Annotated in this window: 22 protein-coding genes; 12 read left to right on the top strand and 10 right to left on the bottom strand. The window is 71.6% G+C overall.

All coding sequences use genetic code 11. The features are described from left to right. Positions 1–59: 59 nt before the first annotated feature. Complete coding sequence (locus tag ACFYMM_RS04940; protein WP_388383902.1) at positions 60–1646, top strand: Na+/H+ antiporter; 1587 nt, start codon at positions 60–62, stop codon at positions 1644–1646. Between the two features lie 9 nt (positions 1647–1655). On the opposite strand, the gene ACFYMM_RS04935 is transcribed toward ACFYMM_RS04940, so the two are convergent. Then, positions 1656–2762: a mechanosensitive ion channel family protein gene (locus tag ACFYMM_RS04935; protein WP_388383899.1), complete on the bottom strand. Its 1107-nt coding sequence runs from the start codon at positions 2760–2762 to the stop codon at positions 1656–1658. 106 nt (positions 2763–2868) lie between these two features. On the opposite strand from ACFYMM_RS04935, the gene ACFYMM_RS04930 reads away from it, so the two are divergent. Next, positions 2869–3438 (top strand): dienelactone hydrolase family protein, encoded by a 570-nt coding sequence (locus tag ACFYMM_RS04930; protein ID WP_388383897.1) that lies wholly within the window; start codon positions 2869–2871, stop codon positions 3436–3438. A gap of 7 nt (positions 3439–3445) precedes the next feature. Here ACFYMM_RS04930 and ACFYMM_RS04925 read toward each other — a convergent pair whose 3' ends face one another. The 4 genes from ACFYMM_RS04925 to ACFYMM_RS04910 all read right to left on the bottom strand — a co-directional run bounded on the left by ACFYMM_RS04925 (position 3446) and on the right by ACFYMM_RS04910 (position 8226). Next, entirely contained in the window at positions 3446–5116 is a 1671-nt protein-coding gene (locus ACFYMM_RS04925) for an alkaline phosphatase D family protein (RefSeq protein WP_388383895.1), read from the bottom strand. A gap of 106 nt (positions 5117–5222) precedes the next feature. Further along, positions 5223–6047, bottom strand: a complete 825-nt coding sequence (locus ACFYMM_RS04920) for a thioredoxin domain-containing protein (protein WP_388383893.1) — start codon at positions 6045–6047, stop codon at positions 5223–5225. A gap of 78 nt (positions 6048–6125) precedes the next feature. After that, on the bottom strand, positions 6126–6818 hold the full coding sequence (locus ACFYMM_RS04915) for a hypothetical protein (RefSeq protein ID WP_388383891.1): 693 nt from the start codon (positions 6816–6818) through the stop codon (positions 6126–6128). Between the two features lie 67 nt (positions 6819–6885). Continuing rightward, the gene (locus tag ACFYMM_RS04910) at positions 6886–8226 is read right to left on the bottom strand and encodes a DUF2252 domain-containing protein (RefSeq protein ID WP_388383888.1); all 1341 of its coding nucleotides are present in this window, start codon (positions 8224–8226) and stop codon (positions 6886–6888) included. 223 nt (positions 8227–8449) lie between these two features. On the opposite strand from ACFYMM_RS04910, the gene dnaE reads away from it, so the two are divergent. Further along, on the top strand, positions 8450–11989 hold the full coding sequence (gene dnaE, locus ACFYMM_RS04905) for a DNA polymerase III subunit alpha (RefSeq protein ID WP_388383887.1): 3540 nt from the start codon (positions 8450–8452) through the stop codon (positions 11987–11989). 89 nt (positions 11990–12078) lie between these two features. Here the strand turns inward: dnaE and ACFYMM_RS04900 are convergent, their stop codons facing one another. Further along, a complete protein-coding gene (locus tag ACFYMM_RS04900; RefSeq protein WP_388383884.1) occupies positions 12079–12258 on the bottom strand; it encodes a hypothetical protein in 180 nt (59 codons plus the stop codon). Between the two features lie 225 nt (positions 12259–12483). Between ACFYMM_RS04900 and ACFYMM_RS04895 the strand changes: the two genes are divergently transcribed. The 4 genes from ACFYMM_RS04895 (at position 12484) to ACFYMM_RS04880 (ending at position 16408) form a co-directional block, all read left to right on the top strand. Next, the gene (locus ACFYMM_RS04895; RefSeq protein ID WP_388383882.1) at positions 12484–13716 is read left to right on the top strand and encodes an NYN domain-containing protein; all 1233 of its coding nucleotides are present in this window, start codon (positions 12484–12486) and stop codon (positions 13714–13716) included. 116 nt (positions 13717–13832) lie between these two features. Next, entirely contained in the window at positions 13833–14807 is a 975-nt protein-coding gene (locus tag ACFYMM_RS04890; RefSeq protein WP_388383880.1) for an ABC transporter ATP-binding protein, read from the top strand. A gap of 76 nt (positions 14808–14883) precedes the next feature. Then, the gene (locus ACFYMM_RS04885; RefSeq protein WP_388383878.1) at positions 14884–15705 is read left to right on the top strand and encodes an ABC transporter permease; all 822 of its coding nucleotides are present in this window, start codon (positions 14884–14886) and stop codon (positions 15703–15705) included. 34 nt (positions 15706–15739) lie between these two features. After that, the gene (locus ACFYMM_RS04880) at positions 15740–16408 is read left to right on the top strand and encodes an AAA family ATPase (protein WP_388383877.1); all 669 of its coding nucleotides are present in this window, start codon (positions 15740–15742) and stop codon (positions 16406–16408) included. Between the two features lie 51 nt (positions 16409–16459). Here the strand turns inward: ACFYMM_RS04880 and ybaK are convergent, their stop codons facing one another. The 4 genes from ybaK to ACFYMM_RS04860 form a co-directional block, all read right to left on the bottom strand. Further along, entirely contained in the window at positions 16460–16975 is a 516-nt protein-coding gene (ybaK, locus tag ACFYMM_RS04875; protein WP_388383875.1) for a Cys-tRNA(Pro) deacylase, read from the bottom strand. A 15-nt stretch (positions 16976–16990) separates the two neighbouring features. Next, positions 16991–17731, bottom strand: a complete 741-nt coding sequence (locus ACFYMM_RS04870) for an LON peptidase substrate-binding domain-containing protein (protein ID WP_388383873.1) — start codon at positions 17729–17731, stop codon at positions 16991–16993. 11 nt (positions 17732–17742) lie between these two features. Continuing rightward, a complete protein-coding gene (locus ACFYMM_RS04865) occupies positions 17743–18813 on the bottom strand; it encodes a hypothetical protein (protein ID WP_388383871.1) in 1071 nt (356 codons plus the stop codon). Between the two features lie 155 nt (positions 18814–18968). Then, positions 18969–20546, bottom strand: coding sequence for an oxidoreductase (locus ACFYMM_RS04860; RefSeq protein WP_388383869.1), 1578 nt, complete (start codon positions 20544–20546; stop codon positions 18969–18971). 213 nt (positions 20547–20759) lie between these two features. On the opposite strand from ACFYMM_RS04860, the gene hisD reads away from it, so the two are divergent. Genes hisD through hisH form a run of 5 tightly spaced genes read left to right on the top strand, consistent with a single transcriptional unit; the run spans position 20760 to position 24612 of the window. After that, positions 20760–22100 carry a histidinol dehydrogenase gene (gene hisD, locus ACFYMM_RS04855; RefSeq protein WP_388383867.1) on the top strand — a complete coding sequence of 447 codons (1341 nt, stop codon included), beginning with the start codon at positions 20760–20762 and terminating at the stop codon, positions 22098–22100. After that, positions 22097–23206 carry a histidinol-phosphate transaminase gene (locus ACFYMM_RS04850; protein ID WP_388383864.1) on the top strand — a complete coding sequence of 370 codons (1110 nt, stop codon included), beginning with the start codon at positions 22097–22099 and terminating at the stop codon, positions 23204–23206. Before hisD ends, ACFYMM_RS04850 begins: the two co-directional genes overlap by 4 nt. Further along, complete coding sequence (gene hisB / locus ACFYMM_RS04845; protein ID WP_388383862.1) at positions 23203–23805, top strand: imidazoleglycerol-phosphate dehydratase HisB; 603 nt, start codon at positions 23203–23205, stop codon at positions 23803–23805. Before ACFYMM_RS04850 ends, hisB begins: the two co-directional genes overlap by 4 nt. A 4-nt stretch (positions 23806–23809) precedes the next feature. Then, positions 23810–23974, top strand: coding sequence for a hypothetical protein (locus ACFYMM_RS04840; RefSeq protein WP_388383860.1), 165 nt, complete (start codon positions 23810–23812; stop codon positions 23972–23974). Next, entirely contained in the window at positions 23971–24612 is a 642-nt protein-coding gene (hisH, locus tag ACFYMM_RS04835) for an imidazole glycerol phosphate synthase subunit HisH (protein WP_388383857.1), read from the top strand. The genes ACFYMM_RS04840 and hisH overlap by 4 nt, the downstream gene beginning before the upstream one ends. The last annotated feature ends 2 nt before the right edge of the window (positions 24613–24614 follow it).

Here is a 24614-nt window from a genome sequence, read left to right as displayed (position 1 = left end):
GCACGGCATGGCAGGCTTGAGGCCTGCGGTGTGATCGTCGACTCCCGGGAGCGTGGGCCGTGGACCAGTTGGCCCTGTTGTTCGTGCTGCTCCTCGGGGCCTTGGTGAGCGTCCCGGTCGGAGACCGGCTCGGGCTTCCCGCGCCGGTGCTGATGACCCTCCTCGGGATAGCGCTCGCGGTGGCCGATTTCGTACCGAACGTGGACATCCCACCCGAGCTGATCCTGCCCGCGCTGCTGCCACCGCTGCTGTACGCCGCCGTACGCCGCACCTCCTGGCGGCAGTTCACGGCCAACAAACGGCCGATCTTCCTGCTCGCCGTCGCCCTGGTGTTCATCACCACGGTGTGCGTGGCCGCCGTCGCCTCGGCGATCGTGCCCGGACTGCCGATCGCCGGCGCCGTCGCGCTGGGCGCGCTGGTGGCCCCGCCCGACCCGGTCGCCGCGACCGCCGTCGCCGGACAGCTCGGGCTGCCGCGCCGGCTGGTGTCGATCCTGGAGGGCGAGGGGCTGTTCAACGACGTGACGGCCATCGTGCTCTACCACGTGGCGATCGCCGCCGTCGTCAGCGGCGCCTTCTCGCCCTGGCGCGCCGGGCTCGACCTCGTCCTGTCGGCCGTGGTCGCGGTCGCGGTGGGGCTGGCGCTGGGCTGGGGCGCCAACAAGCTGCTGGACCTGCTGGGCGACGCGACCCTGCAGATCGGCCTGACCCTCCTGGTGCCGTACGCCTCCTACGTGCTCGCCGAGGAGCTGCACGGCTCGGGGGTGCTGGCCGTGCTGACCACCGCGCTGTTCCTCGCCGAGTACGCCATCGGCGCCGACGACGTGCTGACCCGGCTGGCCGGGCACACCTTCTGGGACATCATCGACACCCTCGTCACCGGGGTCGCCTTCGGGCTGATCGGTCTGGAGCTGCACAACGCGATCCGCACGGCGTCCGGGCGATGGGGCGAACTGCTCGGCTGGGCGGCGGCGATCGTGGGCGTGGTGGTGCTGGTACGGCTGCTGTACCTGCTGCCGGCGACCTGGCTGACCAAACGGCTGCACGCCAACCGGGACTACGACGAGGAGATCCCGACCGGCTGGCGGGAGACCATCGTGATGTGGTGGTCCGGGATGCGCGGGGTGGCCTCGGTGGCGCTGGCGCTCGCCATCCCGCTCAGGACCGACGACGGCTCCCCCTTCCCCGACCGGGACGAGATCGTCTTCATCGCCTTCGGGGTGATCATCGTGACGCTGGTGCTCCAGGGGCTGACGCTGCCCTGGCTGGTGAAGCGGCTCGGGGTGCGGGCCGACTCCGAGCGGGAGAAGGAATTCGAGAAACAGCTGGCCGTGCGGGCGGCGAAGGCGGCCAAGCGCCGGCTCCGGGAGATCGAGGACGTCGAGGATCTGCCCGAGGACCTGTCCGAGCTGATGCTGCGCCGCGCCTTCGAGATCGGCGTGCGGATCAGTCCGGACATCGGGGAGGAGGAGCGGCGCGAGGCCCATGAGCAGCGGGTGCGGCGGCTGAGGCGGGTACGGCGGATCCAGGGGGAGATGCTGAGCGCCGCCCGGCACGAGGTGCTGGCGGCGCGCAGCGAGCCCGGCGCCGACCCGGAGATCGTGGACCGGGTGCTGCGCCACCTCGATGTGCGCAGCCTGCGCTGACCGCCGGCGTCAGCCCCGGCCGGTGCGGGGGAACTCGTAGGCGTTGCGGAGCGCGGCCCCGTCGGGGGACGGGACGCGGGTCGGCGGGAGCACCGCGTCCGAGGTGTTGACCCGGGGGAGCGCGTAGGGGTGCTCCGCCGACAGCCAGGTGATCATCTTCTCCCGGACCGTGACCCGTACCGTCCATATGTCGTCCGAGTCCTTGGCGGTCACCAGGGCCCGCACCTGGATGGTGTTCGGGCTGGTGTCCGTCACCTGCAGCCCGTAGGCGCGGCCGTCCCAGGCCGGACACTGGCGCAGGATGTCGCGCAGCTTCTCGCGCATGGCCTCGATCGGCGCCCCGTGGTCGAGGTGCCAGTAGACGATGCCCGTCATCTGCGGAGTGCCTCGCGACCAGTTCTCGAACGGGTTGGAGGTGAAGTACGACACCGGCATGGTGATCCGGCGCTCGTCCCAGGTCCGCACGGTCAGGAAGGTCAGGGTGATCTCCTCGACCGTTCCCCACTCGCCGTCCACGACCACCGTGTCGCCTATGCGCACCATGTCGCCGAAGGCGATCTGCAGCCCCGCGAACATGTTCGCCAGGGTGGACTGGGCGGCGACACCGGCGACGATGCCCAGGATGCCGGCCGAGGCCAGCAGCGAGGCACCGGCCGCGCGCATCTCCGGGAACGTCAGCAGCATCGAGGCGATCGCCACCACGATGACGACCGCGGAGACCACCCGCATGATCAGCTCGACCTGGGTCCGCACCCGGCGCACCCGCGCCGCGTCGCGGTGCACGCGCGCGTACCGGCTGTAGGTCGTCTCGACGACCGCCGCCGCGATCCGGATGACCAGCCAGGCGGCCGACCCGATCAGCACCAGCGTCAGCGTCCGGCCGATCCCCGCCTGGTGCCCCTGCAGCAGCCCGGCCTGGTCGTAGGAGCCTCTGAGCAGGGCGGCGCACAGCACGAGCTGGTAGGGGATGCGCGCGCGGCGCAGCTGCCCCCACAGCGGTGTGTCGCGCTGTCGGTCGTCGGCCTTGCGCAGCAGTCGGTCCGTGGCCCAGCCGATGGCCAGGGTGAGCAGGACGGAGCTGCCGAGCACCAGTAGGGGTCGGAGCACGTTCTCCATGCCTGCGCTCCTAACCGGAGGGCGGGGCGGATGAACATGTGACTTCCGCCGCTTCCTGGGTACGGGCGCCGCGCGGCCCCTCTTCCCCGGCTGGCACCATGGCCTCATGAACATCATGCTCTTTCACTCGGCCTACGGCCTCAGGCCCGCGGTGCGCCAGGCCGCGGACCGGCTGCGCGCCGCCGGGCACGAGGTGGGGACGCCGGACCTCTTCGAGGGACGCACGTTCGACACGGTCGAGGAGGGCATGGCCTTCCACGAGGGCATCGGCAAGGACGAACTGCTCAAGCGGGCCGTGCTGGCCGCGGCGCCCTACTCGGGGCGGGGGCTGGTGTACGCCGGGTTCTCGCTGGGCGCCTCCGTCGCGCAGACCCTGGCGCTCGGCGACGAGAAGGCCCGCGGACTGCTGCTCCTGCACGGTACGTCGGACATCGCCGCGACCGCGCGGGTGGACGAGCTGCCGGTGCAGCTGCACGTGGCCGAGCCGGACCCGTTCGAGACGGACGACTGGCTGAGCGCCTGGTACCTGCAGATGGGCCGGGCGGGCGCGGACGTGGAGGTGTACCGGTACGCCGGGGCCGGACACCTCTACACCGACCCCGGCCTGCCCGACTACGACGAGGAGGCCGCCGAGGCCACCTGGCGGGTGGCGCTCGGCTTCCTGGAGAGCCTGTAGGTCACGGCTACACCGGGTCGTAGGTGCGTTCCACCTTCTGTGTGCCGCTGCGGGTGCGGTACGAGCGCTCCCAGGACGAGGCCGCGTTCGCGTCGGTGCGGTCGGACAGGACGTAGTAGTCCATCTGCGCGCGCTCGGCGGTGAGGTCGAGGACGCCGTAGCCGTGGCGGTCGGTGTCGACCCAGTGCACATGCCGGTTGGCGGCCCTGATGATCGGGGCGGCCACCGCGGAGACCGTGCCCTCGGGGACCTTCACGATGTCGTCGAGGTTGTCGGAGGTCACCGAGGTGATCACGAACTCGGTGGCGGCCGAGGCCGACAGCGGGTAGGTGCCGGCGTCCACCGGCACGTCGTTGGCCCACGACATGTGGATGTCACCCGTCAGGAAGACGGTGTTGCCGATGGCGTTCGTGTGCAGGTGGTCGAGCAGTTCGCGGCGGTCGTGGGTGTAGCCGTCCCACTGGTCGGTGTTGAGGGCGAGTCCCTCCTGGGGCAGGCTGAGCAGCTTGGCGAGCGGCTTGAGCAGGTCGGCGGAGAGCGAGCCGATGACGAACGGCGCGATCATCACCGAGTTGCCGACCAGCCGCCACTTGGTGTCGGACGCCGTCAACCCGGCCTTGAGCCAGTCGAGTTGGGCGCGCCCGGTGATCGTACGGTTCGGGTCGTCGACCGAGCCGCTGCCGGAGGAGGACTGCTGGGAGCGGAAGGAGCGCAGGTCCAGCAGGGAGAGGTCGGCGAGCTTGCCGAAGCGCAGCCGGCGGTAGGTGGTGCCGGCGATCGCGGGACGGACCGGCATCCACTCGAAGTAGGCCTGCTTGGCGGCCGCCTTGCGGTCGGTCCAGGTGCCCTCGGCGCCCTCGGTGTGGTTGACCGCGCCGCCCGACCAGGCGTTGTCGGCGAACTCGTGGTCGTCCCAGATCGCCACGACCGGTGCCTTCAGATGCAGGGCCTGCAGGTCGGGGTCGGTCTTGTACCTGCCGTGCCGGGTGCGGTAGTCGGCGAGGGTGATGATCTCGTTCGCCGGCTCGTGCGGACGGACCACCGTGCCCCGGGCCGCGTACTCGCCGCTCTTGTACTCGTAGATGTAGTCGCCGAGGTGCAGCCAGGCGTCCAGGTCGTTGCGGGCGGCGAGGTGCCGGTAGGCGGCGAAGTAACCGGCCTCCCAGTTGGCGCAGGTCACCACGCCGAAGCGCAGGCCCGCCACGCTCGCGTCCGCCGCCGGCGCGGTGCGGGTGCGCGCCACCGGGGACTCGGCCGCACCGGCCGAGAAGCGGAACCAGTAGTCGGTGGCCGGGTCCAGGCCGCGGATGTCGGCCTTGACGGTGTGGTCGGAGGCGGCACTCGCCGTCACCGACCCCTTGGCGACGACGTTCGTCAGCGCCTTGTCCCTGGCGACGACCCAGCTCACCTCGGTGTCCGGGCCGAGCCCGGAGCCGGGCGTCGCCTCGGCCGTGGGCGTCACCCGGGTCCACAGCAGGACGCCGTCGGGCAGCGGATCGCCGGAGGCGACGCCGTGCAGGAAGGCGGGCACGTCGGCGGCGGCCCGGGCGGGCAGGGCGGCGGCGAGCGGGCCGGCCAGAACAGCGGTGGCCGCCGCGGCCTTGACGACCGTACGGCGGCGGGGCGAGAGGGAGTTGGCGCCCTCGAAGGCCTCGGATGATCTGTATCGACTGGTCACGACCGATCAGGTTACTGATCGGTACGAAGGAAGGGCGGGCGAACTCCGTAAGTTCGCCCGCCCTTCATGCCGTGGCTGTGCCCGGCTGGGTCCTGTCAGCCAGGGCCTAGGCCTTCAGGGCCGCGTCCACCAGGCGGTTGAAGTCCGCAACCGACATGGGCGGGTTGCCGGTGGGCTGGCCGTTGGTGGTGAGCAGCTTGCCGTTCATCACGAAGCTCGGCGTGCCGGAGACGCCGTCCTTGTTGTTGTCGAAGGTCGCCGACATGGCCATGGCCCAGGCGTCGTAGGTGCCCTTCTTCACCGCGTTCTGGAACTGGGTGTTGTTCTTCAGCGCGGGAACGGTGTCGGCGACCTTGATGAGGTAGGCGTCGTCCTTGAACTTGTCGGTCGTCTCGTCCGGGTGCCACGTCGTCGAGTACAGCGCGCTCTTGTACTCCAGGAACGCCTCCGGGCTGACGTTCAGCGCGGCGCCCAGCGCGCTCAGCGCGTTCTTGGAGCCCTGCCCGTTGTCCTTGTTGTCGATGAACGTGCCACCGATGTACTGGATCTTGTACTTGCCGTCGTCGACGTCCTTCTTCACCGTCGCGCCGACGGTCTGCTCGAACGAGGCGCAGATCGGGCAGCGCGGGTCCTCGTAGACCTTCAGGGTCTTCTTGGCGGTGCTCTTGCCGATGACGACGGTGGTGCCCTTGGCGCCGGTGGTGTTGGCGGGGGCGACGACCTTGGCGTCCTTCAGGCCCGCCCAGTAGGCGGGCTTGTTGGCCTGGACGACGGCGTAACCTATGCCGCCGGCCGCCGCCAGCACGGCCACGACCGAGCCGGCCACGATGGCCTGCCGCTTGGCCTTGGCCCGCCTGGCCTGCCGCTCGCGCTCCTCGCGCAGCCGCTCCCGGGCCGCCGTCTTCGCCGTCTGGCTGTTCCGCTTGCTCATGCTGGTGTTCTCCCTGGGGGACGCGCACAGGTCGTACGCGGGATACGGGTGGGGGACTGGGTCGTACTCAGCCGTGCTTCAGGCGAACGCGACCGGATACGGCGGTCCACGCCGTCCCAGGGAGTGCACGAGGATCCGCTCGAGCGCGGGGGCCGCGAGGCGGCCGGTGTGCCGTACCCGCCGGACCGCCGCGGCCGGCCGGACGGCCACCGCGGCGGCCGCCAGCAGCAGCGGCCGGAAGGTGGTGGCGGCCACCGCGCGGACCAGCTGGGTCAGCGCGCGCTCGCCGCGCCGCAGCCAGGCGGCGGCGAGCAGGCCGACGGCGACGTGCGCGGCGAGCAGCAGCCAGGCGGTCGCCGGGCCGGCGTGCGCGAGCAGGGCGGCCAGCCGGTCGGTGCCGGTGGCCGTCACCCGCGTCAGCGGGGTGCCGACCGGGTTCCCGCCGCCGCACAGCACGTCCCAGCCGACCGAGCGCAGCGGGCCGGCGACGGGGCCGCCCGCGCGGCCGTAGCAGACGTGCTGGCCGGTGGTGAAGACGGTGTCCGCGGCCAGCTCCAGCGGCACCAGCAGGGCGGCGATCCGGCCGAAGCCGCGCTCGCGGCCCGCCAGCGCGTACGCCAGCCCGAACACGGCGAGGGCGACCACGGCCACCGTGTTCGCCGGCAGCGCGACCCGGGACAGCAGGACGTGCGACGCGGTGCTGAGCGTCACGACCAGTGCCGTGAACAGTGCCGCGCGTACGGCTCTGAGCTGGGTCCCGGATATGTCCATAGCGTGGAGAGTGTGTCATGGGCCGCTGTAAGGGACCCCTAAAAGGTCCCTTCGAGCGGCCGGTCGGTCACAGGCCGGGGATCCGCCCGTTGCGGAACAGGTCGACGAAGATCTGGTGGTCGGCACGCGCGCGTGCGCCGTAGCCGTGCGCGAAGTCGGTCAGCAGGTCCGCGAAGCCCTCCTCGTCGGCCGCGATCGCCGCGTCGATCGCCCGCTCCGTGGAGAACGGCACCAGGGACTCGCCGGACTGGTCGTCCGCCGCCGCGTGCATCGTGGCCGTGGCCCGGCCGAGGTCCGCGACGACGGCCGCGATCTCCTCCGGGTCGTCGATGTCGTCCCAGTCCAGGTCGACCGCGTACGGCGACACCTCGGCGACCAGCTGGCCCGCGCCGTCCAGCTCGGTCCAGCCCAGCCACGGGTCGGCGTGCGCCTGCAGGGCGCGCTGGGAGATCACCGTGCGGTGGCCCTCGTGCTGGAAGTAGCCGCTGATCGCGGGGTCGGTGACGTGCCGGGAGACGGCCGGGGTCTGGGCCTGCTTGATGTAGATCACGACGTCGTTCTCCAGGGCGTCGCTGTGCCCCTCCAGGAGGATGTTGTACGACGGCAGCCCGGCCGAGCCGATGCCGATGCCGCGCCGCCCCACCACGTCCTTGACCCGGTAGGAGTCCGGGCGGGCCAGGGAGGCGTCAGGCAGCGTCTCCAGGTAGCCGTCGAAGGCCGCCAGCACCTTGTAGCGGGTGGCCGCGTCCAGCTCGATCGAGCCGCCGCCCGGCGCGAAGCGGCGCTCGAAGTCGCGGATCTCGGTCATCGACTCCAGCAGTCCGAAGCGGGTCAGCGAGCGCGCGTCACGCAGCGCGTCCAGCAGCGGGCCCTGCGCGGTGTCCAGGGTGAACGGCGGCACCTCGTCGCTCTTGGCGCCGGTCGCGAGCGCGTGCACCCGCTCGCGGTAGGCCGCCGCGTAGACCGTCACCAGCTCGGTGATCTGGTCGTCACCGAGCGCCTTCGCGTACCCGATGAGGGCGACGGAGGCGGCGAAGCGCTTCAGGTCCCAGGTGAAGGGGCCGACGTACGCCTCGTCGAAGTCGTTGACGTTGAAGACCAGACGGCCGTTGGAGTCCATGTACGTGCCGAAGTTCTCGGCGTGCAGGTCGCCGTGGATCCACACGCGCGAGGTGCGCTCGTCCAGGTACGGGCCGCCCCGCCGGGAGCCGAAATCCGTGTTCGCGGTCAGGTCGTGGTAGAAGAGCGCCGCCGTGCCCCGGTAGAACGCGAAGGCCGAGGCCGCCATCTTGCGGAACTTCACCCGGAACGCGGCCGGGTCGGCGGCCAGGAGCCGGCCGAAGGCGGTGTCGAAGACGGCGAGGATCTCCTCGCCGCGCTGCTCGTCGTTGAGCTGGGGGACCGACATCGCTGGGTGCCTCCTGGTGCGGGGATGTGTTCGACGGCATGGATGTGTACGACGGCGTGTGCGTCGTCTCCAACGGGTGAGCGGTCACGGAAGTGCCCGCGACTCTCGCAGTGAAGGTACGCGGCCGAGCCGTCCGGGTGTCAGTCCCGAGGCATAGACTTCGACGCTGACCCCAGGACTGTCCGCCAGCCCGTCGCCGAGTGTTTTCCATGGAGGCCACGCCGTGTCGAAGCCGCCCTTCACGCACCTGCACGTCCACACCCAGTACTCGCTGCTGGACGGTGCCGCGCGGCTGAAGGACATGTTCAACGCCTGCAACGAAATGGGCATGACGCACATCGCCATGTCCGACCACGGAAACCTCCACGGGGCGTACGACTTCTTCCACTCCGCGAAGAAGGCCGGGGTCACCCCGATCATCGGCATCGAGGCGTATGTCGCCCCGGAGTCCCGGCGCAACAAGCGCAAGATCCAGTGGGGCCAGCCGCACCAGAAGCGGGACGACGTGTCCGGTTCGGGTGGTTACACGCACAAGACGATCTGGGCGGCGAACGCGACCGGCCTGCACAACCTCTTCCGCCTCTCCTCGGACGCGTACGCCGAGGGCTGGCTGCAGAAGTGGCCCCGGATGGACAAGGAGACCATCTCCCAGTGGTCCGAGGGCCTGATCGCCTCCACCGGCTGCCCCTCCGGCGAGTTGCAGACCCGGCTGCGCCTCGGCCAGTACGACGAGGCCCTGAAGTCGGCCGCCGAGTACCAGGACATCTTCGGCAAGGACCGCTACTTCCTGGAGCTGATGGACCACGGCATCGACATCGAGCACCGGGTCCGCGACGGCCTCCTCGACATCGGCCGCAAGCTCGGCATCCCCCCGCTGGTGACGAACGACTCGCACTACACGTACGCCCACGAGGCGGGCGCCCACGACGCGCTGCTGTGCATCCAGACCGGCAAGAACCTCTCGGACCCCGACCGCTTCAAGTTCGACGGCACCGGCTACTACCTCAAGTCCACGGACGAGATGTACGCCATCGACTCCTCGGACGCCTGGCAGGAGGGCTGCCGCAACACCCTCCTGGTCGCCGAGCAGATCGACACCACCGGCATGTTCGAGGCGAAGAACCTCATGCCGAAGTTCGACATCCCCGAGGGCTACACCGAGGTGACCTGGTTCAAGGAGGAGGTCCGCCGCGGCATGGAGCGCCGCTTCCCGGGCGGCATCCCCGAGGACCGCCAGAAGCAGGTCGAGTACGAGATGGACGTCATCATCCAGATGGGGTTCCCGGGCTACTTCCTCGTCGTCGCCGACTTCATCATGTGGGCGAAGAACAACGGCATCGCGGTCGGCCCCGGCCGAGGCTCCGCGGCCGGCTCGATCGTCGCCTACGCCATGGGCATCACCGACCTCGACCCGATCCCGCACGGCCTGATCTTCGAGCGGTTCCTCAACCCCGAACGCGTCTCCATGCCCGACGTCGACATCGACTTCGACGAGCGCCGGCGCGTCGAGGTCATCAGGTACGTGACGGAGAAGTACGGCTCCGACAAGGTCGCCATGATCGGCACCTACGGCAAGATCAAGGCGAAGAACGCCATCAAGGACTCCGCGCGCGTGCTCGGCTACCCGTACGCCATGGGAGACCGCCTCACCAAGGCCATGCCCGCCGACGTCCTGGGCAAGGGCATCGACCTCAACGGCATCACCGACCCCTCGCACCCGCGCTACAGCGAGGCGGGCGAGATCCGCGCGATGTACGAGAACGAGCCGGACGTGAAGAAGGTCATCGACACCGCCAAGGGCGTCGAGGGCCTGGTCCGGCAGATGGGTGTGCACGCGGCCGGCGTGATCATGTCCAGCGAGACCATCACCGAGCACGTCCCGGTCTGGGTCAGGCACACCGACGGTGTGACCATCACCCAGTGGGACTACCCGAGCTGCGAGTCGCTCGGCCTGCTGAAGATGGACTTCCTCGGCCTGCGCAACCTGACGATCATGGACGACGCCGTCAAGATGGTGAAGTCCAACAAGGGCATCGACATCGACCTGCTGTCGCTGCCGCTGGACGACCCCACGACCTTCGAACTGCTCCAGCGCGGCGACACCCTCGGCGTCTTCCAGTTCGACGGCGGCCCCATGCGCTCGCTGCTGCGCCTGATGAAGCCCGACAACTTCGAGGACATCTCCGCCGTCTCCGCGCTCTACCGTCCCGGCCCGATGGGCATGGACTCGCACACCAACTACGCGCTGCGCAAGAACAAGCTCCAGGAGATCACGCCGATCCACAAGGAGCTGGAGGAGCCCCTCGAAGAGGTCCTCGCGGTCACCTACGGCCTGATCGTCTACCAGGAGCAGGTGCAGAAGGCCGCCCAGATCATCGCGGGCTACTCGCTCGGCGAGGCCGACATCCTGCGCCGCGTGATGGGCAAGAAGAAGCCCGACGAACTGGCGAAGAACTTCACCATCTTCCAGGCCGGCGCCCAGAAGAACGGCTACAGCGACGAGGCCATCCAGGCCCTGTGGGACGTGCTGGTCCCGTTCGCCGGCTACGCCTTCAACAAGGCGCACTCGGCCGCGTACGGCCTGGTGTCGTACTGGACGGCCTACCTCAAGGCGAACCACCCCGCCGAGTACATGGCCGCGCTCCTCACGTCCGTCAAGGACGACAAGGACAAGTCGGCGGTCTACCTCAACGAGTGCCGGCGCATGGGCATCAAGGTGCTCCCGCCCAACGTCAACGAGTCGGTGCACAACTTCGCCGCGCAGGGTGACGACGTGATCCTGTTCGGCCTCGAAGCCGTGCGCAACGTCGGCACGAACGTGGTCGAGTCGATCATCAAGAGCCGCAAGGCGAAGGGGAAGTACGCCTCCTTCCCCGACTACCTCGACAAGGTCGAGGCGGTCGCCTGCAACAAGCGCACCACGGAATCCCTGATCAAGGCGGGCGCCTTCGACACCCTGGGACACACCCGCAAGGGCCTCACCGCCCAGTTCGAGCCGATGATCGACAACGTGGTCGCGGTCAAGCGCAAGGAGGCCGAGGGCCAGTTCGACCTCTTCGGCGGGATGGGCGAGGAGGAGAGCAGCGAGCCCGGCTTCGGACTGGACGTGGAGTTCACCACCGAGGAGTGGGACAAGGCCTATCTGCTGGCCCAGGAGCGGGAGATGCTCGGTCTGTACGTCTCCGACCACCCGCTCTTCGGCCTGGAGCACGTGCTGTCCGACAAGGCCGACGCGGGCATCGCCCAGCTCACCGGAGGTGAGCACGCGGACGGCGCGGTCGTCACCATCGGCGGCATCATCTCGGGTCTGCAGCGCAAGATGACCAAGCAGGGCAACGCCTGGGCCATCGCCACCGTGGAGGACCTCGCGGGCTCCATCGAGTGCATGTTCTTCCCGGCGACCTACCAGCTGGTGTCGACCCAACTGGTCGAGGACGCGGTGGTGTTCGTCAAGGGCCGTCTCGACAAGCGCGAGGACATCCCCCGGCTCGTGGCCATGGAGCTGCAGGTCCCCGACCTGTCGAACGCGGGGACCAACGCGCCCGTGATCCTCACCATCCCGGCCACCCGGGTCACCCCGCCGATGGTCAGCCGCCTCGGCGAGATCCTCAGCCACCACAAGGGCGAGAGCGAGGTCCGCATCAAGCTGCAGGGGCCGCGCAAGACGACGGTGCTGCGCCTCGACCGGCACCGGGTCAAGCCCGACCCGGCCCTCTTCGGCGACCTGAAGGTGCTGCTCGGGCCGTCCTGCCTGGCGGGCTGAGGGGCCTTCGCACCGGCAGCGTGCGAGGGGCGCACCCGCTGCGGGTGCGCCCCTCGTGTATGCCCGGGCTTCAACTCGGCCGTGCGGCCTCAGTTGTGGCCGAAGCGCTTGTGCTGTTTACGAGCGACATCCGCGGGGTTGCCCTGGATGTGCGACACCGGGGACTCGTGCGCCTCCGACGTCGCCCGCTGTGCGTGCTCCTGAGCCTGCTCGGCCTGCGAAGCGCGGTTCTGCGGGCCACCCTGCTTGCGGTTCTTGTTCTTGGCCATGGTGATCTGCCTCCTGTGGGGGATCTAGGGGCCAGGGCCGGCTTCAGATTCACATAGGCTGACATCAGGCGCATTTCGGATAATTACCGTGTGTGACATGGTTGGTCGCGGACGCCTGGCGCACAAACGCCACGCCGAAGATCGAGTTCGGGCCGTTAACCCCCGCGCGGTCGGGCAGACTCGAAGAAAGCCGCAAGCAAACCTCCCGGGAAGAGGGTGAGTCGCGTGGACCGCTGCATCGTCCTGGTGGACGCCGGGTATCTGCTGGGTGCCGCCGCCAGCCTCCTCGCCGGTGAGCCTTCGCGGTCCCGGATCACCGTCGATCACACGGCACTGATCCAGGCCCTGCGCGAACGCGCCGAGTACGACACCGAGCGTCCGCTGCTGCGCATCTACTGGTTCGACGGCGCACCCGACCGTGTCCCCCAGCCGGAGCACCGCAGACTGCGGGTGATGCCCCGGGTCACCGTCCGGCTCGGCGCCCTGACCCGCAGCGACGGACGCTGGGCGCAGAAGGGCGTGGACGCCGCCATGCACGCCGAGCTGACCGAGCTGGCCCGCAACCGCGCCTGCTCCGACATCGTCCTGGTCACCGGTGACGGTGACCTGCTGCCGGGCATGATGGCCGCCAAGGAGCACGGCGTCGCCGTCCACCTGTGGGCCGTGCAGGCCGCCGACGGCGACTACAACCAGTCCGAGGACCTGGTCGCCGAGGCCGACGAACGGCGGGTGCTGGACCGCGCGTGGATCACCAAGGCCGTACGGGCCAAGGAGCTGACCGGTGTCTGCGCGCCGCAGCCGGTGCCCCGGCCGGAGATCGCGGCGATCCTCTCCGCGCCCCTGCCGGACTCCGCGCTCGCCGCCGAACGGACTCCCGAGGAGGACGAGCGGGCCCAGGCCGCCACGGTCTCGGAGAACGGCAGGCAGGAACGGGTGCCCGCGCCCAAGGGCGTACCCACCCCCAAGGACCTCGCCGCGCTGCGCGCGCCCGGCGCCCAGGCCGTCCAGCACCCGGCGACCGCGACCCTGCGGTGGTCCTCCGACAAGGGCTGGGTCGACCGGCCGGGCGCGGTGTCGGAACCGCCCGACATCGCCTCCATGCCGACGCTGGCCCAGCTGACCACGGCCGAGCAGCGCTGGGCCGACCGGGAGGAGGACATCACCACGGTCGGCGGGGATCCCTACGAGGTGGGGCAGGTCTTCGCCCGGCGCTGGATCTCCCGGCTCGGCGACCAGGGCAATCTGCAGAAGCTGTCCGGGATGTACCCGCGCATCCCGCACCGCATCGACGGCGAGCTGCTGCGCTACGCCGCCCGCTTCGGGCTGCTGGCCCACAAGGACGACCAGATCGACGAACACGACCGGTACGCCATCCGGGCGGGCTTCTGGCGGGAGATCGACGTGCCCGCGGCGGCCGAGCAGGCGGCGGCCGGCGCGGACGGCCCCAAGGGGGACTGACCGCGCCGGAGGCCGCCGGGTGACGGCCCCAAAGGCGAGTAAAGGGCCCGGACCCCGTACCCTCGTCCTTTGTGAGTACGCGCGCGGCACCGGCACTTCGGCATCAGGATGACGTCGTGTGCGCGGTGCGCGGGCTGACCAAGACCTACCCCGCGGTCAGGCCGCGGCGCGGGGCGCCCGGATCGCCCGAGGTGCGGGCCACCGACGAGGTGACGCTGGAGGTCCGGCGCGGGGAGATCTTCGGCCTGCTCGGGCCGAACGGCGCCGGCAAGTCCACCCTCGTGCGGCAGCTCACCGGGCTGCTGCGGCCGGACGCCGGCGGGGTCGAGATCCTCGGCCACGACATCGTGCGGCACCCGGAGCGGGCCGCGCGCCTCCTCGCCTACCTCGGCCAGGAGTCCTCCGCGCTGGACGAGCTGACCGTCTCCCTCGCCGCCGAGACCACCGGACGCCTGCGCGGCCTGGACCTGCGGCGGGCCCGCGCCGAGCGGGACGCCGTACTCGACGAACTGGGCCTCACCCCGATCGCCGGGCGGGCGCTGAAGAAGCTGTCCGGCGGACAGCGGCGGCTCGCCTGCTTCGCCGCCGCCCTCGTCGGCGAACGCCCGCTGCTCGTGCTGGACGAGCCGACCACCGGCATGGACCCGGTGGCCCGGCGCGCGGTGTGGGCGGCCGTGGACCGGCGCCGCTCCGAGCGCGGGGCGACCGTGCTGCTGGTCACCCACAACGTCATCGAGGCGGAGACCGTCCTCGACCGGGTCGCCGTGCTCGACGAGGGCCGGGTCATCGCCTGCGACACCCCGGCCGGGCTCAAGGAACGGGTGGCCGGCGAGGTGCGGGTCGAGCTGGTGTGGCGGGAGCGGGCGCCGCTGGAGGTGCCCGAGGTCGCCGCGCTGCGCGAGCGGGCCGTGGAGACCGGGCGGCGCTGGACGCTCAGGCTCGCGCCCGAGGAGGCCCGGGCCGCCGTCGCCACGGTGACCGGCGGGGCCGCCTTCGCCGCCCTGGACGACTTCACCCTCGCCACCCCCAGCCTGGAGGACGTCTACCTGGCCCTGGGCGGCGCCGCCCGGCAGGGACTGGTGAAGGCATGAGCGCGGGGGGCGTCGCGGACGTATGGTCCCTGTGGGACGGCGGCCCGACCGCCGTCGGAAAGAGGAGCGGCTCGACGTGAGTGTGGTACCCGCGGAGATCCTGCCGGGCGGTGCCCTGGCCGTGCCGGGCCCGGCACGTGGCGCGGCCGAGCTGGGGCCGTCCGCGCGGCTGTGGCCGTCGCTGGCGGCCGTCTACCGCGCGCAGCTGTCCCGTGCCCGGGTGGCGCGCATCCCGCTGCTGTTCGTGGCGACCTTCCAGTCCGTCGGCATCATGGTCATGATGCGCGGGGTGGTGGACACCCGGGGCGAGGCCCAGTGGGTGGTCGCCGGGTCGTCCGTCGTGGTCGTCGCCTACGTCGCGCTCAACCTGCTCGCCCAGTACTTCGGGCAGCTGCGGGCCAGCGGCGGGCTCGACCACTACGCGACGCTGCCGGTGCCGCCCGCGGCGGTGGTGCTCGGTGCGGCGGGCGCGTACGCCTCCTTCACCGTGCCCGGCACCCTGGTCACCGCCGTGTTCGGGTGCGTGCTGTTCGGGCTGCCGCTGGGCAACCTGTGGATCCTGCTCGCCGTGATCCCGCTGGCCGGGGCCGCGCTCTCCGGCCTCGGCGCCGCCTGCGGGCTGCTCGCGCCCCGGCCCGAGCTGGCCACGCTCCTCGGCCAGCTGGGCATGTCGGCGGCGCTGCTGCTCGGTGTGCTGCCGGCCGACCGGATGCCGCAGATCGTGCGGCTGGCCCGGGATCTGCTGCCCTCGACCTATGGCGTGGAGGCCTACGCGCGGACCTTCGGGGCCCGCCCCGACTGGGCGCTCGTCCTCGCTGACCTGGGCGTGTGCGCGGGTGTCGGGGTGGTCTCGCTGGCCGTGGCGACCCGGGCGTACCGCCGGGCCGCCGTCCGGTGACGCGCCGCACAGCTCCACCTGGCACGATGTCAGAGTGACCGCACCGCTGACTCCGCCTCCGCCGCCGCACGACCAGTCCTCGCAGCAGGCCTGGCAGACGCCGTCTGCCGGGTCGGCGGGGGGCATGTACGAACAGGACGGCCCCGGGATGAAGACCGAAGTGCGGGAAGCCGCGGTGATCACGGTGGGCGTCGCCCTGGGCGGGGTGCTGCTCGGGCTGCTGTGGTGCTGGCTGGCCCCGCGGGTGCCGCTGGTCGGTGACGAGGTGGGCAAGAGCTGGGTGGTCTACCTCAAGGACACCGAGGGTGAGCAGGCGGTGGGTGCGGACGGCACGTTCACGCTGCTGGCGCTGGCCTTCGGAGCGGTGACCGCGGCCGTGGTGTTCCTGCTGCGCCGGCGCGGGGGCGTGCCGCTGGTGGTGGCCCTCGGCGTCGGCGGGCTGCTCGGCTCGCTGCTGGCGTGGCGGCTCGGGATATGGCTGGGCCCCCAGTCGGACGTCCTCGCGCACGCCAAGGCGGTGGGCAAGGGGGTGACCTTCGCGGCTCCGCTGAAGCTCGGGGCGAAGGGGACGCTGCTGGCCTGGCCGTTCGCCGCGGTGCTGGTGCACCTCGGACTCACGGCGCTGTTCGGGCCCCGGGACCCTGACCCGTACCTGGAGGGCCAGTACCCGCAGGAGGGGCCGTACGGGGCTCCGCCGGCCTAGCCGACCGTACGGCGCGGCGGGGGCACGCCCCGGGCAGACCCCCGCACGCCGTCAGGCGCGTCCGATCGGAGCCACCACCGCCTCCGTCAGCTTCGCCAGGTCCTCGGGGGACAGCTCCACCTCCAGCCCCCGGCGTCCCGCCGACACGCAGACCGTGCCGTGGGCGCCCGCCGAGGCGTCCAGGACCGTGGGCAGCTTCTTGCGCTGTCCCAGCGGGGAGATGCCGCCGCGCACATAGCCGGTGGTGCGTTCGGCGAGGGCCGGGTCGGCCATGGCGGCCCGCTTGCCGCCCACCGCCGACGCCAGGGCCTTCAGGTCCAGCGAGCCCGCCACCGGTACCACCGCCACCGTCAGTGTGCCGTCGACGTCCGCCACCAGCGTCTTGAAGACGCGCTCGGGCGCCACCCCTATGGCCTCGGCCGCCTCCTCGCCGTAGGAGGGATGGGAGGGGTCGTGGTCGTAGGAGTGGATCGTGAAGGACACGCCCGCCGCGGCCAGGGCCGCCGTCGCGGGCGTCCCGCCGGACTGCTGCTTCCTCGACTGCTGGTTCTTCGGCTTCTTCGCCATGGGGAGGTGGTGGCCTCAGTTCATGCTCGTGGGGCCGCGGGTCAGGTCCGCCGCGGGCAGGGACGGCAGGTTGCGGATGATCGCCGTCTCGGCGCGCAGGAGTCTCAGCTCGTCCCGCAGGCGCGAGGCCGTGTCGGGGGCCTGGAGCAGCCGTTGCTTGGTCGGTGTGTCGAGCATCATCGCGGCCGCCACCAGGTAGGACACGACGGAGGGCTCGTCGGGCAGTTCCGCGCCCGTGGAGAGCGAGCGCTCGCGCGCTCCCGCCAGACGCTTCTGGTACTGGCGGAAGGCCCGCAGCACGCCCTCGGCCAGCGCCCCGGCGCCGTCCCCGGGCTCCTCCGCCAGCTCCTCCAGCTCCGCCGTCAAGAACGGCCCGGACGTGTCCACGGACAGCAGCCGCACCCGGGTCGTACCGGTCGCCAGCACCTCGAAGGTGCCGTCGGACCGTTCCCGGACGGTCGCCGCGTCCGCCACACAGCCCACCCCGTGGAAGGACTTGAGCGGGTCGGGCCCGAAGCCCGCGGTGGGGCCGCGGTCGGGCTCGGCGGTGGGGTCCGGCATGCCCGGGGCGGTCGGTGCCACCTCGTGGCCGTCACGGATGGCGACGACGGCGAACCGGCGCGGTTCGTCCTCGGGGGTCTTCAGCAGATCGCGCATCATGGCGCGATAGCGCTCCTCGAAGACGTTCAGAGGCAGCACCAGCCCCGGGAACAGCGCCGAGTTCAGCGGGAAGAGGGGGAGACGGACGGTGGTCACGGCGCCACAGCCTAATGGTCATCGGCGGGCGCGTGTCGGCCGTGCTCGGTCCGTGGGCGTCCGAGGGCGGGCAGAAGTCCGGTCCCGGGGCGCTCCAGCAGGTCCGCGCGCAGCCGCAGGAACTCGCCCAGCGGGTCGTCGGAGATCCGGTCCCAGGGGAAGGAGGTGGCGTACGGGCCGATGAGGCGCAGCTGCGTACGGGCGTCGGCCCAGCGTTCCAGCCGTACGAGGACGTAGGTCAGCTTGTTGCGGACCTCGGCCGGCCAGGGGTCGGCGGCCGGGAAGCGGGCGGAGAGCGCGATCGCCCGGTCGGCCGCCGCGTGCAGGCGCTCGCGGGGCACCTCGGTACCGCAGTCGTCGGTCAGGCAGCCGTAGGCCGCCCGCGCGGGCAGCGCCTGGACGAGGGAGGTGGCCGGCGCGTCCTGCGCGGCCCGGTCGGCGAAGTCGAGGCACTGGCGGTGCGAGGCGCGCGCGGTGTGCGGGGTGTCGCCCCACACGACGCAGCAGGAGGCGGCGAGGTAGCGCAGGGCCGCCACATGACAGCCGTAGTGGTGCGGGGCGCGGCGGACGGCCGCCTCCCACAGCTCCTCGAAGTACTTGTGCCCGGCGTGCGTGCCGCGCGCGTGGTCCAGCGCGACCCGCCACGGCACCGGATCGCGGTTGTCGCCGCGCGCGGCGGCCGTGATCAGCGGGCTCACCTCGCGCAGCAGCTCGGCCCGGGCCGGCGAGGGCCAGGCGCGCTCGACCGCCAGCTGCGCCTCGAGCAGCAGCCGGTCGGGGTCGTGCGGGGCGGCCGTACGCCACAGGTCGAACCACTCGGGGCGGGAGCGGGCGAAGGCGGCCAGCCGCCGGGTGTAGCGGTCGCGGTTCTCCCACTGCGCGGCCGCGCGGGTGGCGGCCAGCAGCTCGGCGGCGGGCCCGTGCTCACCGCGGCCGGCCGCCACGAGGGCGGGGCCGAGGCGGTCGTCGGGCGCGTCGAGCAGCACCTCGTCGGCGGCCGGCACTCCGGCCGGATGCGAGGGGATCCTTTTCATCCGAGTGGGGCGGATGAACGGGGGCAGCAGAGCCATGGTGCCGACCATTGAAAGTCCGCAGGTGGGCGCTGCGCCAGCCCCAACGCCAAGGCCGAGGAAAGTTGTACGCACATCGGTCAAGGGCGGGTAAAAGGTGACTGTTCGCCCACGGGTGATCCCGGTCGGTCCGATCGGTCCGGCCGGCCCGGTTCAGCCGGCCCGGTTCAGCCGCGCCGCAGCAGGCGCGTCGCCCCGGCCGCCACCGTGGTCGCCAGGATCCAGCCCAGCAGGATCATCACCGCGGACAGCCACTGCCAGCCGCCGCTCAGCTGCCACTGCCCCACCTGGCCCAGATCGATCACCGGCAGCAGCAGGTCCAGCACGAACAGGGCGGGGCTCCAGGCCGGATGGCCGCCGGAGTTCATCGGCGGATGGCGGGCGTGCGCGAAGGCGAGCGTGCCGGCCGCCCACAGCACCGCCATCCACACGGCGGCCCGGCCCGGCCGGTAGCCGTAGGCGACCGTCCAGTCCTGGAGGTAGCCCCAGCACTTGGCGGCCAGCGGCAGCGTCTCGCGGCGCCGGCGCTGCTTGGCGAGCAGCACCTCGCGCGCGTCCTCGTCCTCGCCGGCCCCGCGCAGCACCGAGGCGAGCCGCTCGTACGGCTCCGGGTTGTACTCGGCGGTCGCCGCGGCCACCCAGTCCAGCCGCTCGGCCAGCGGGAAGGGGCCCTGCGGCACCAGGCTCTCGTAGGTGAAGCCGCCCATGTGCAGGTTGCCCGGGCCCGGCCAGCTGGCCGCCCGGTCCACCAGGTTGACCACCCGTGCCCCCGACAGCACCACCTTGCCGCGCTGCGGCCGCTCCCCGAGGAAGCGCAGCTCGGGCGTCTGCACCCGGCGCAGCGACAGCTCCTGGTCGTCGGTGAAGGCGAACCGGGCCCGCTCCAGGTCGACGGCGTCCCCGAACCGCCCGTCGTCCAGCCGCACCCCGCCCTGGCACTCGAAGCGCTGGATCCGGGTCCCGCGCGCGGGGGTCGTGCCGCTCAGCAGCGGGCTGCCCACACCGGCCGGGGTCAGGTACAGGGTGCGCCCGACGGTCAGCTGGGGCGCGTTCAGCGCGAGCCGCGCGTAGCGGTTGGCCAGCCGGGCGCCGCGCAGGCTCAGCGAGACGCCGACCTTGGCGCTGCGCAGGCTCAGCTCGCCGTGCGACTCCAGCAGCTCCGCCTGGAGGTCCTGGCCGACGGTCATGCCGTCCGCGGCGATCGAACGGCCGCTGCGGTCCCGGTACACGATCGACTCGTTGAGCAGCAGGTCCGTACCGATGTGCGCGTCGGTCAGCCGGACCCCGCCCAGGAAGCGGCAGCGCGGCAGGTGCAGGTCGCCCTCGGTGTGCACGCGGGCCGCCTCCAGACGCGGCACCGAGCAGTCCACCATGCGCAGGGTCGAGAAACGGGCCTCGGGCAGCAGTACCTGCTGGTCGAAGCGGCAGCCGCGCAGCTCCACGTACGGCGCGACCGTGCCGCCCGCCAGGTCCAGCGTGCCGGTGATGCGCACGCCGGCGAGTTTCAGGGAGGCCACCCGGCCCGCCAGCGCGGGCGGCCCGTCCAGCAGCAGCCAGCAGACGATGCGCGCCCGCACGCTCCGCTCGGGTCCCCAGGGATGCCCGCCGTGCGGGTCGTCCACGACGGCGTCCCCGCTGCTCAGGTCGTACACGCTGCCGTTGCGGAAGGCCTGCCACATGCCGGCCTCGGCCGCGGTCAGGTCCTCCGGCAGGTCTCCGGCGCTGAAGCCGGCCCCCTCGGTCACTGCTCTTCCTTCTTCCTCAACTACTCGTCGGTCACGTGTTCGTACAGCCCGTTCATGCCCGTTGAGTGACACCTCGAACACCGAAAGTGAAGGCGATCTTCCGGGTCCCGGCCGGGTTCGGGCCAGGTTATGTATCAGCCGTTGGCCCACGCTCTGTATCAGCCATTGATACGCGCGAACGGCGCCGGACCCGGGTCTGAGAGAATTGACACCGTGCTGCGAAATTCCCTCCTGGCCCGAATCGATCTGCGCGGCGACGCCCTTCCCGAGGGACCCGCCCTGCGCGACCTGCTGCCCCGAGCCGACTTCGACGTCTCGGCCGCCCTGGAGAAGGTGCGTCCGATCTGCGAGGCCGTGCATCATCGGGGTGACGCGGCACTGATCGACTTCGCCGAGAAGTTCGACGGGGTACGGCTGGAATCCGTCCGTGTCCCGGCGCAGGCGCTCACCGACGCGCTGGACGCCCTCGACCCGGCCGTCCGCGCGGCCCTGGAGGAGTCCATCCGCCGCGCCCGTCTCGTCCACCGCGCGCAGCGCCGTACGACGCACACGACCCAGGTCGTGCCCGGCGGCTCGGTGACCGAGAAGTGGGTGCCGGTCGAGCGCGTCGGCCTGTACGCGCCGGGCGGCCGGTCGGTCTACCCGTCCTCCGTGATCATGAACGCGGTGCCCGCGCAGGAGGCCGGCGTCGGGTCCATCGCGCTCGCCTCCCCGCCGCAGGCCGACTTCGGCGGTCTGCCGCACCCCACGATCCTCGCCGCCTGCGCCCTGCTGGGCGTCGACGAGGTGTACGCGGCGGGCGGCGCCACCGCCGTCGCGATGTTCGCCCACGGCACCGAGTCCTGTGCCCCCGCCAACATGGTCACGGGCCCCGGCAACATCTGGGTCGCCGCCGCCAAGCGCTACTTCACCGGCCGCATCGGCATCGACACCGAGGCCGGCCCGACCGAGATCGCCGTCCTCGCCGACGAGAGCGCCGACCCGGTGCACGTGGCCGCCGACCTGATCAGCCAGGCCGAGCACGACCCGCTCGCCGCGGCCGTGCTGGTCACGGACTCGGTCGAGCTGGCGGACGCGGTGGAGAAGGAACTGGAGCCGCAGGTCGCGGCCACCCGGCACGTCGAGGACCGGATCCGGCCGGCCCTGGCCGGCCGGCAGTCCGCGATCGTGCTGGTCGACGGCATCGAGGAGGGCCTCAAGGTGGTCGACGCGTACGGCGCCGAACACCTGGAGATCCAGACCGCCCGGGCCGCCGAGGTGGCCGGCCGGGTGCGGAACGCGGGCGCGGTCTTCATCGGCCCCTGGGCGCCCGTGTCGCTCGGCGACTACGCGGCCGGGTCCAACCACGTCCTGCCCACCGGCGGCTGCGCGTGCCACTCCTCCGGCCTGTCCGTCCAGTCCTTCCTGCGCGGCATCCACATCGTCGACTACACGAAGGAAGCGCTGGCCGAGGTCGCGCACCACGTGGTGACGCTGGCCGAGGCGGAGGACCTGCCCGCGCACGGCGCGGCGATCAAGGCGAGGTTCGGGTGGAAGGTACCGGCGAGCAAGTGAGCTTCGGAATCGACGACCTGCCCGTGCGGGACGAGCTGCGCGGCAAGTCCCCCTACGGCGCGCCCCAACTGGACGTGCCCGTACGGCTGAACACCAACGAGAACCCCTATCCGCTGCCCGAGCCGCTGGTCGAGCGGATCACGCAGCGGGTGCGCGAGGCCGCCCGCCACCTGAACCGCTACCCCGACCGGGACGCGGTCCAGCTGCGTACCGAGTTGGCCAAGTACCTGACCGACACGTCCGGCCACCAGGTCGGCCTGCCGAACGTCTGGGCCGCCAACGGATCCAACGAGGTCATCCAGCAACTGCTGCAGACCTTCGGCGGACCGGGCCGTACGGCCATCGGCTTCGAGCCGTCGTACTCGATGCACGCGCTCATCTCGCGCGGCACCGGCACCGGCTGGATCTCCGGCCCGCGGGGCGAGGACTTCACGATCGACCTCGCGGCGGCCCGCCGGGCCATCGCCGAGCACCGCCCGGACGTCGTCTTCGTCACCACCCCCAACAACCCCACCGGCAACGCGGTCCCGCCCGAGACGGTCCTCGCGCTGTACGAGGCCGCCCAGGCCGCCAAGCCGTCGATGGTGGTCGTGGACGAGGCCTACATCGAGTTCAGCCACGGCCGCTCGCTGCTGCCGCTGCTGGAGGGCCGGCCCCGTCTCGTCGTCTCGCGGACCATGTCGAAGGCCTTCGGCGCGGCCGGACTGCGCCTCGGCTACCTCGCCGCGCACCCGGCGGTGGTGGACGCCGTACAGCTGGTACGGCTGCCCTACCACCTCTCCGCGATCACCCAGGCGACCGCCCTGGCCGCCCTGGAGCACACCGACACCCTGCTCAAGTACGTCGAGCAGCTGAAGTCGGAGCGGGACCGGCTGGTCGCCGAGCTGCGCGCGACCGGCTACGCGGTCACGCAGTCCGACGCCAACTTCGTGCAGTTCGGCCGCTTCGAGGACGCCCACCGCGCCTGGCAGCGGATCCTCGACCGGGGTGTCCTGGTCCGCGACAACGGCGTACCGGGGTGGCTGCGGGTGTCCGCCGGAACCCCCGAAGAGAACGACGCGTTCCTCGACGCGGTACGAGACCTGAAGAAGGAGCTGGACGGATGACTCGCGATGTACGCGTCGGAAGGGTCGAGCGCACCACCAAGGAGACCTCGGTCCTGGTAGAGATAGACCTCGACGGCACCGGGCGGACCGACATCGCCACCGGCGTCGGCTTCTACGACCACATGCTCGACCAGCTCGGCCGGCACGGTCTGTTCGACCTGACCGTGAAGACCGACGGCGACCTGCACATCGACTCCCACCACACCATCGAGGACACCGCCCTCGCCCTCGGCGCCGCCTTCAAGCAGGCCCTCGGCGACAAGGTGGGCATCTACCGCTTCGGCAACTGCACGGTCCCGCTGGACGAGTCCCTCGCCCAGGTGACGGTGGACCTGAGCGGCCGTCCCTACCTGGTGCACACCGAGCCCGAGACCATGGCGCCGATGATCGGCGAGTACGACACCACGATGACCCGGCACATCCTGGAGTCCTTCGTCGCCCAGGCGCAGATCGCGCTGCACGTGCACGTGCCCTACGGGCGCAACGCCCACCACATCGTGGAGTGCCAGTTCAAGGCGCTCGCCCGGGCCCTGCGCTACGCCTCCGAGCGCGATCCGCGCGCGGCCGGCATCCTCCCGTCCACGAAGGGCGCGCTGTAGAGCCATGAACGGACTGTCGACCCTTCTGATCGTCGTCGGCCTCTTCCTGGTCGGCGGCATCATCTCCTTCGCCAAGCAGCAGATGCCGAAAAGCCTGATCGTGCTGCTGTCGATCGGCGCCGCGATGTGTCTGGCCGCGGGCATCCTGAGGCTGGAGGTGTGGAATTGAGCGCTCCCAGGCGAGTGGTCGTCTTCGACTACGGCTTCGGCAACGTCCGCTCCGCCGAGCGTGCCCTCGCGCGCGCGGGAGCCGACGTGGAGATCACCCGTGACTTCGACAAGGCGATGAACGCCGACGGCCTGCTGGTGCCGGGCGTCGGCGCCTTCGCCGCCTGCATGAAGGGCCTGCGCGGGGCGCGCGGTGACTGGATCATCGACCGCCGGCTGTCCGGCGGCCGGCCGGTGATGGGCATCTGCGTCGGCATGCAGATCCTGTTCGCGCGCGGCATCGAGCACGGCGTCGAGGCCGAGGGCCTGGACGAGTGGCCCGGCACCGTCGCGCCGCTGCAGGCCGACGTGGTGCCGCACATGGGCTGGAACACCGTCGAGGCGCCGGCCGGCTCCGAACTGTTCGCCGGCCTCGACGCGGACGCCCGCTTCTACTTCGTGCACTCCTACGCGGTCCACGACTGGTCCCTCGAAGTGCACAACCCGACCATGAAGGCCCCCAGGGTGACCTGGTCCACGCACGGCAAGCCGTTCGTGGCCGCCGTGGAGAACGGCGCCCTGTGGGCCACCCAGTTCCACCCCGAGAAGTCCGGCGACGCCGGAGCGCAGCTGCTCACCAACTGGATCGGAACCCTGTAGAC

The organism is Streptomyces sp. NPDC006739 (assembly GCF_042869815.1).
In the GTDB taxonomy this organism is placed as follows: Bacteria; Actinomycetota; Actinomycetes; order Streptomycetales; family Streptomycetaceae; genus Streptomyces.
The sequence above is the reverse complement of the archived record's forward strand: the minus strand, read 5'-3'. Positions and strand labels throughout refer to the sequence as shown.

Coding starts and splice junctions, on each gene's coding strand:
- ACFYMM_RS04865 (WP_388383871.1), bottom strand. CDS start 18,813: ATGGTCGGCACCATGGCTCTGCTGCCCCCGTTCATCCGCCCCACTCGG.
- ACFYMM_RS04935 (WP_388383899.1), bottom strand. CDS start 2,762: ATGGAGAACGTGCTCCGACCCCTACTGGTGCTCGGCAGCTCCGTCCTG.
- ACFYMM_RS04915 (WP_388383891.1), bottom strand. CDS start 6,818: ATGGACATATCCGGGACCCAGCTCAGAGCCGTACGCGCGGCACTGTTC.
- hisB (WP_388383862.1), top strand. CDS start 23,203: ATGACTCGCGATGTACGCGTCGGAAGGGTCGAGCGCACCACCAAGGAG.
- ybaK (WP_388383875.1), bottom strand. CDS start 16,975: ATGGCGAAGAAGCCGAAGAACCAGCAGTCGAGGAAGCAGCAGTCCGGC.
- ACFYMM_RS04910 (WP_388383888.1), bottom strand. CDS start 8,226: ATGTCGGTCCCCCAGCTCAACGACGAGCAGCGCGGCGAGGAGATCCTC.
- ACFYMM_RS04930 (WP_388383897.1), top strand. CDS start 2,869: ATGAACATCATGCTCTTTCACTCGGCCTACGGCCTCAGGCCCGCGGTG.
- ACFYMM_RS04840 (WP_388383860.1), top strand. CDS start 23,810: ATGAACGGACTGTCGACCCTTCTGATCGTCGTCGGCCTCTTCCTGGTC.
- ACFYMM_RS04920 (WP_388383893.1), bottom strand. CDS start 6,047: ATGAGCAAGCGGAACAGCCAGACGGCGAAGACGGCGGCCCGGGAGCGG.
- ACFYMM_RS04900 (WP_388383884.1), bottom strand. CDS start 12,258: ATGGCCAAGAACAAGAACCGCAAGCAGGGTGGCCCGCAGAACCGCGCT.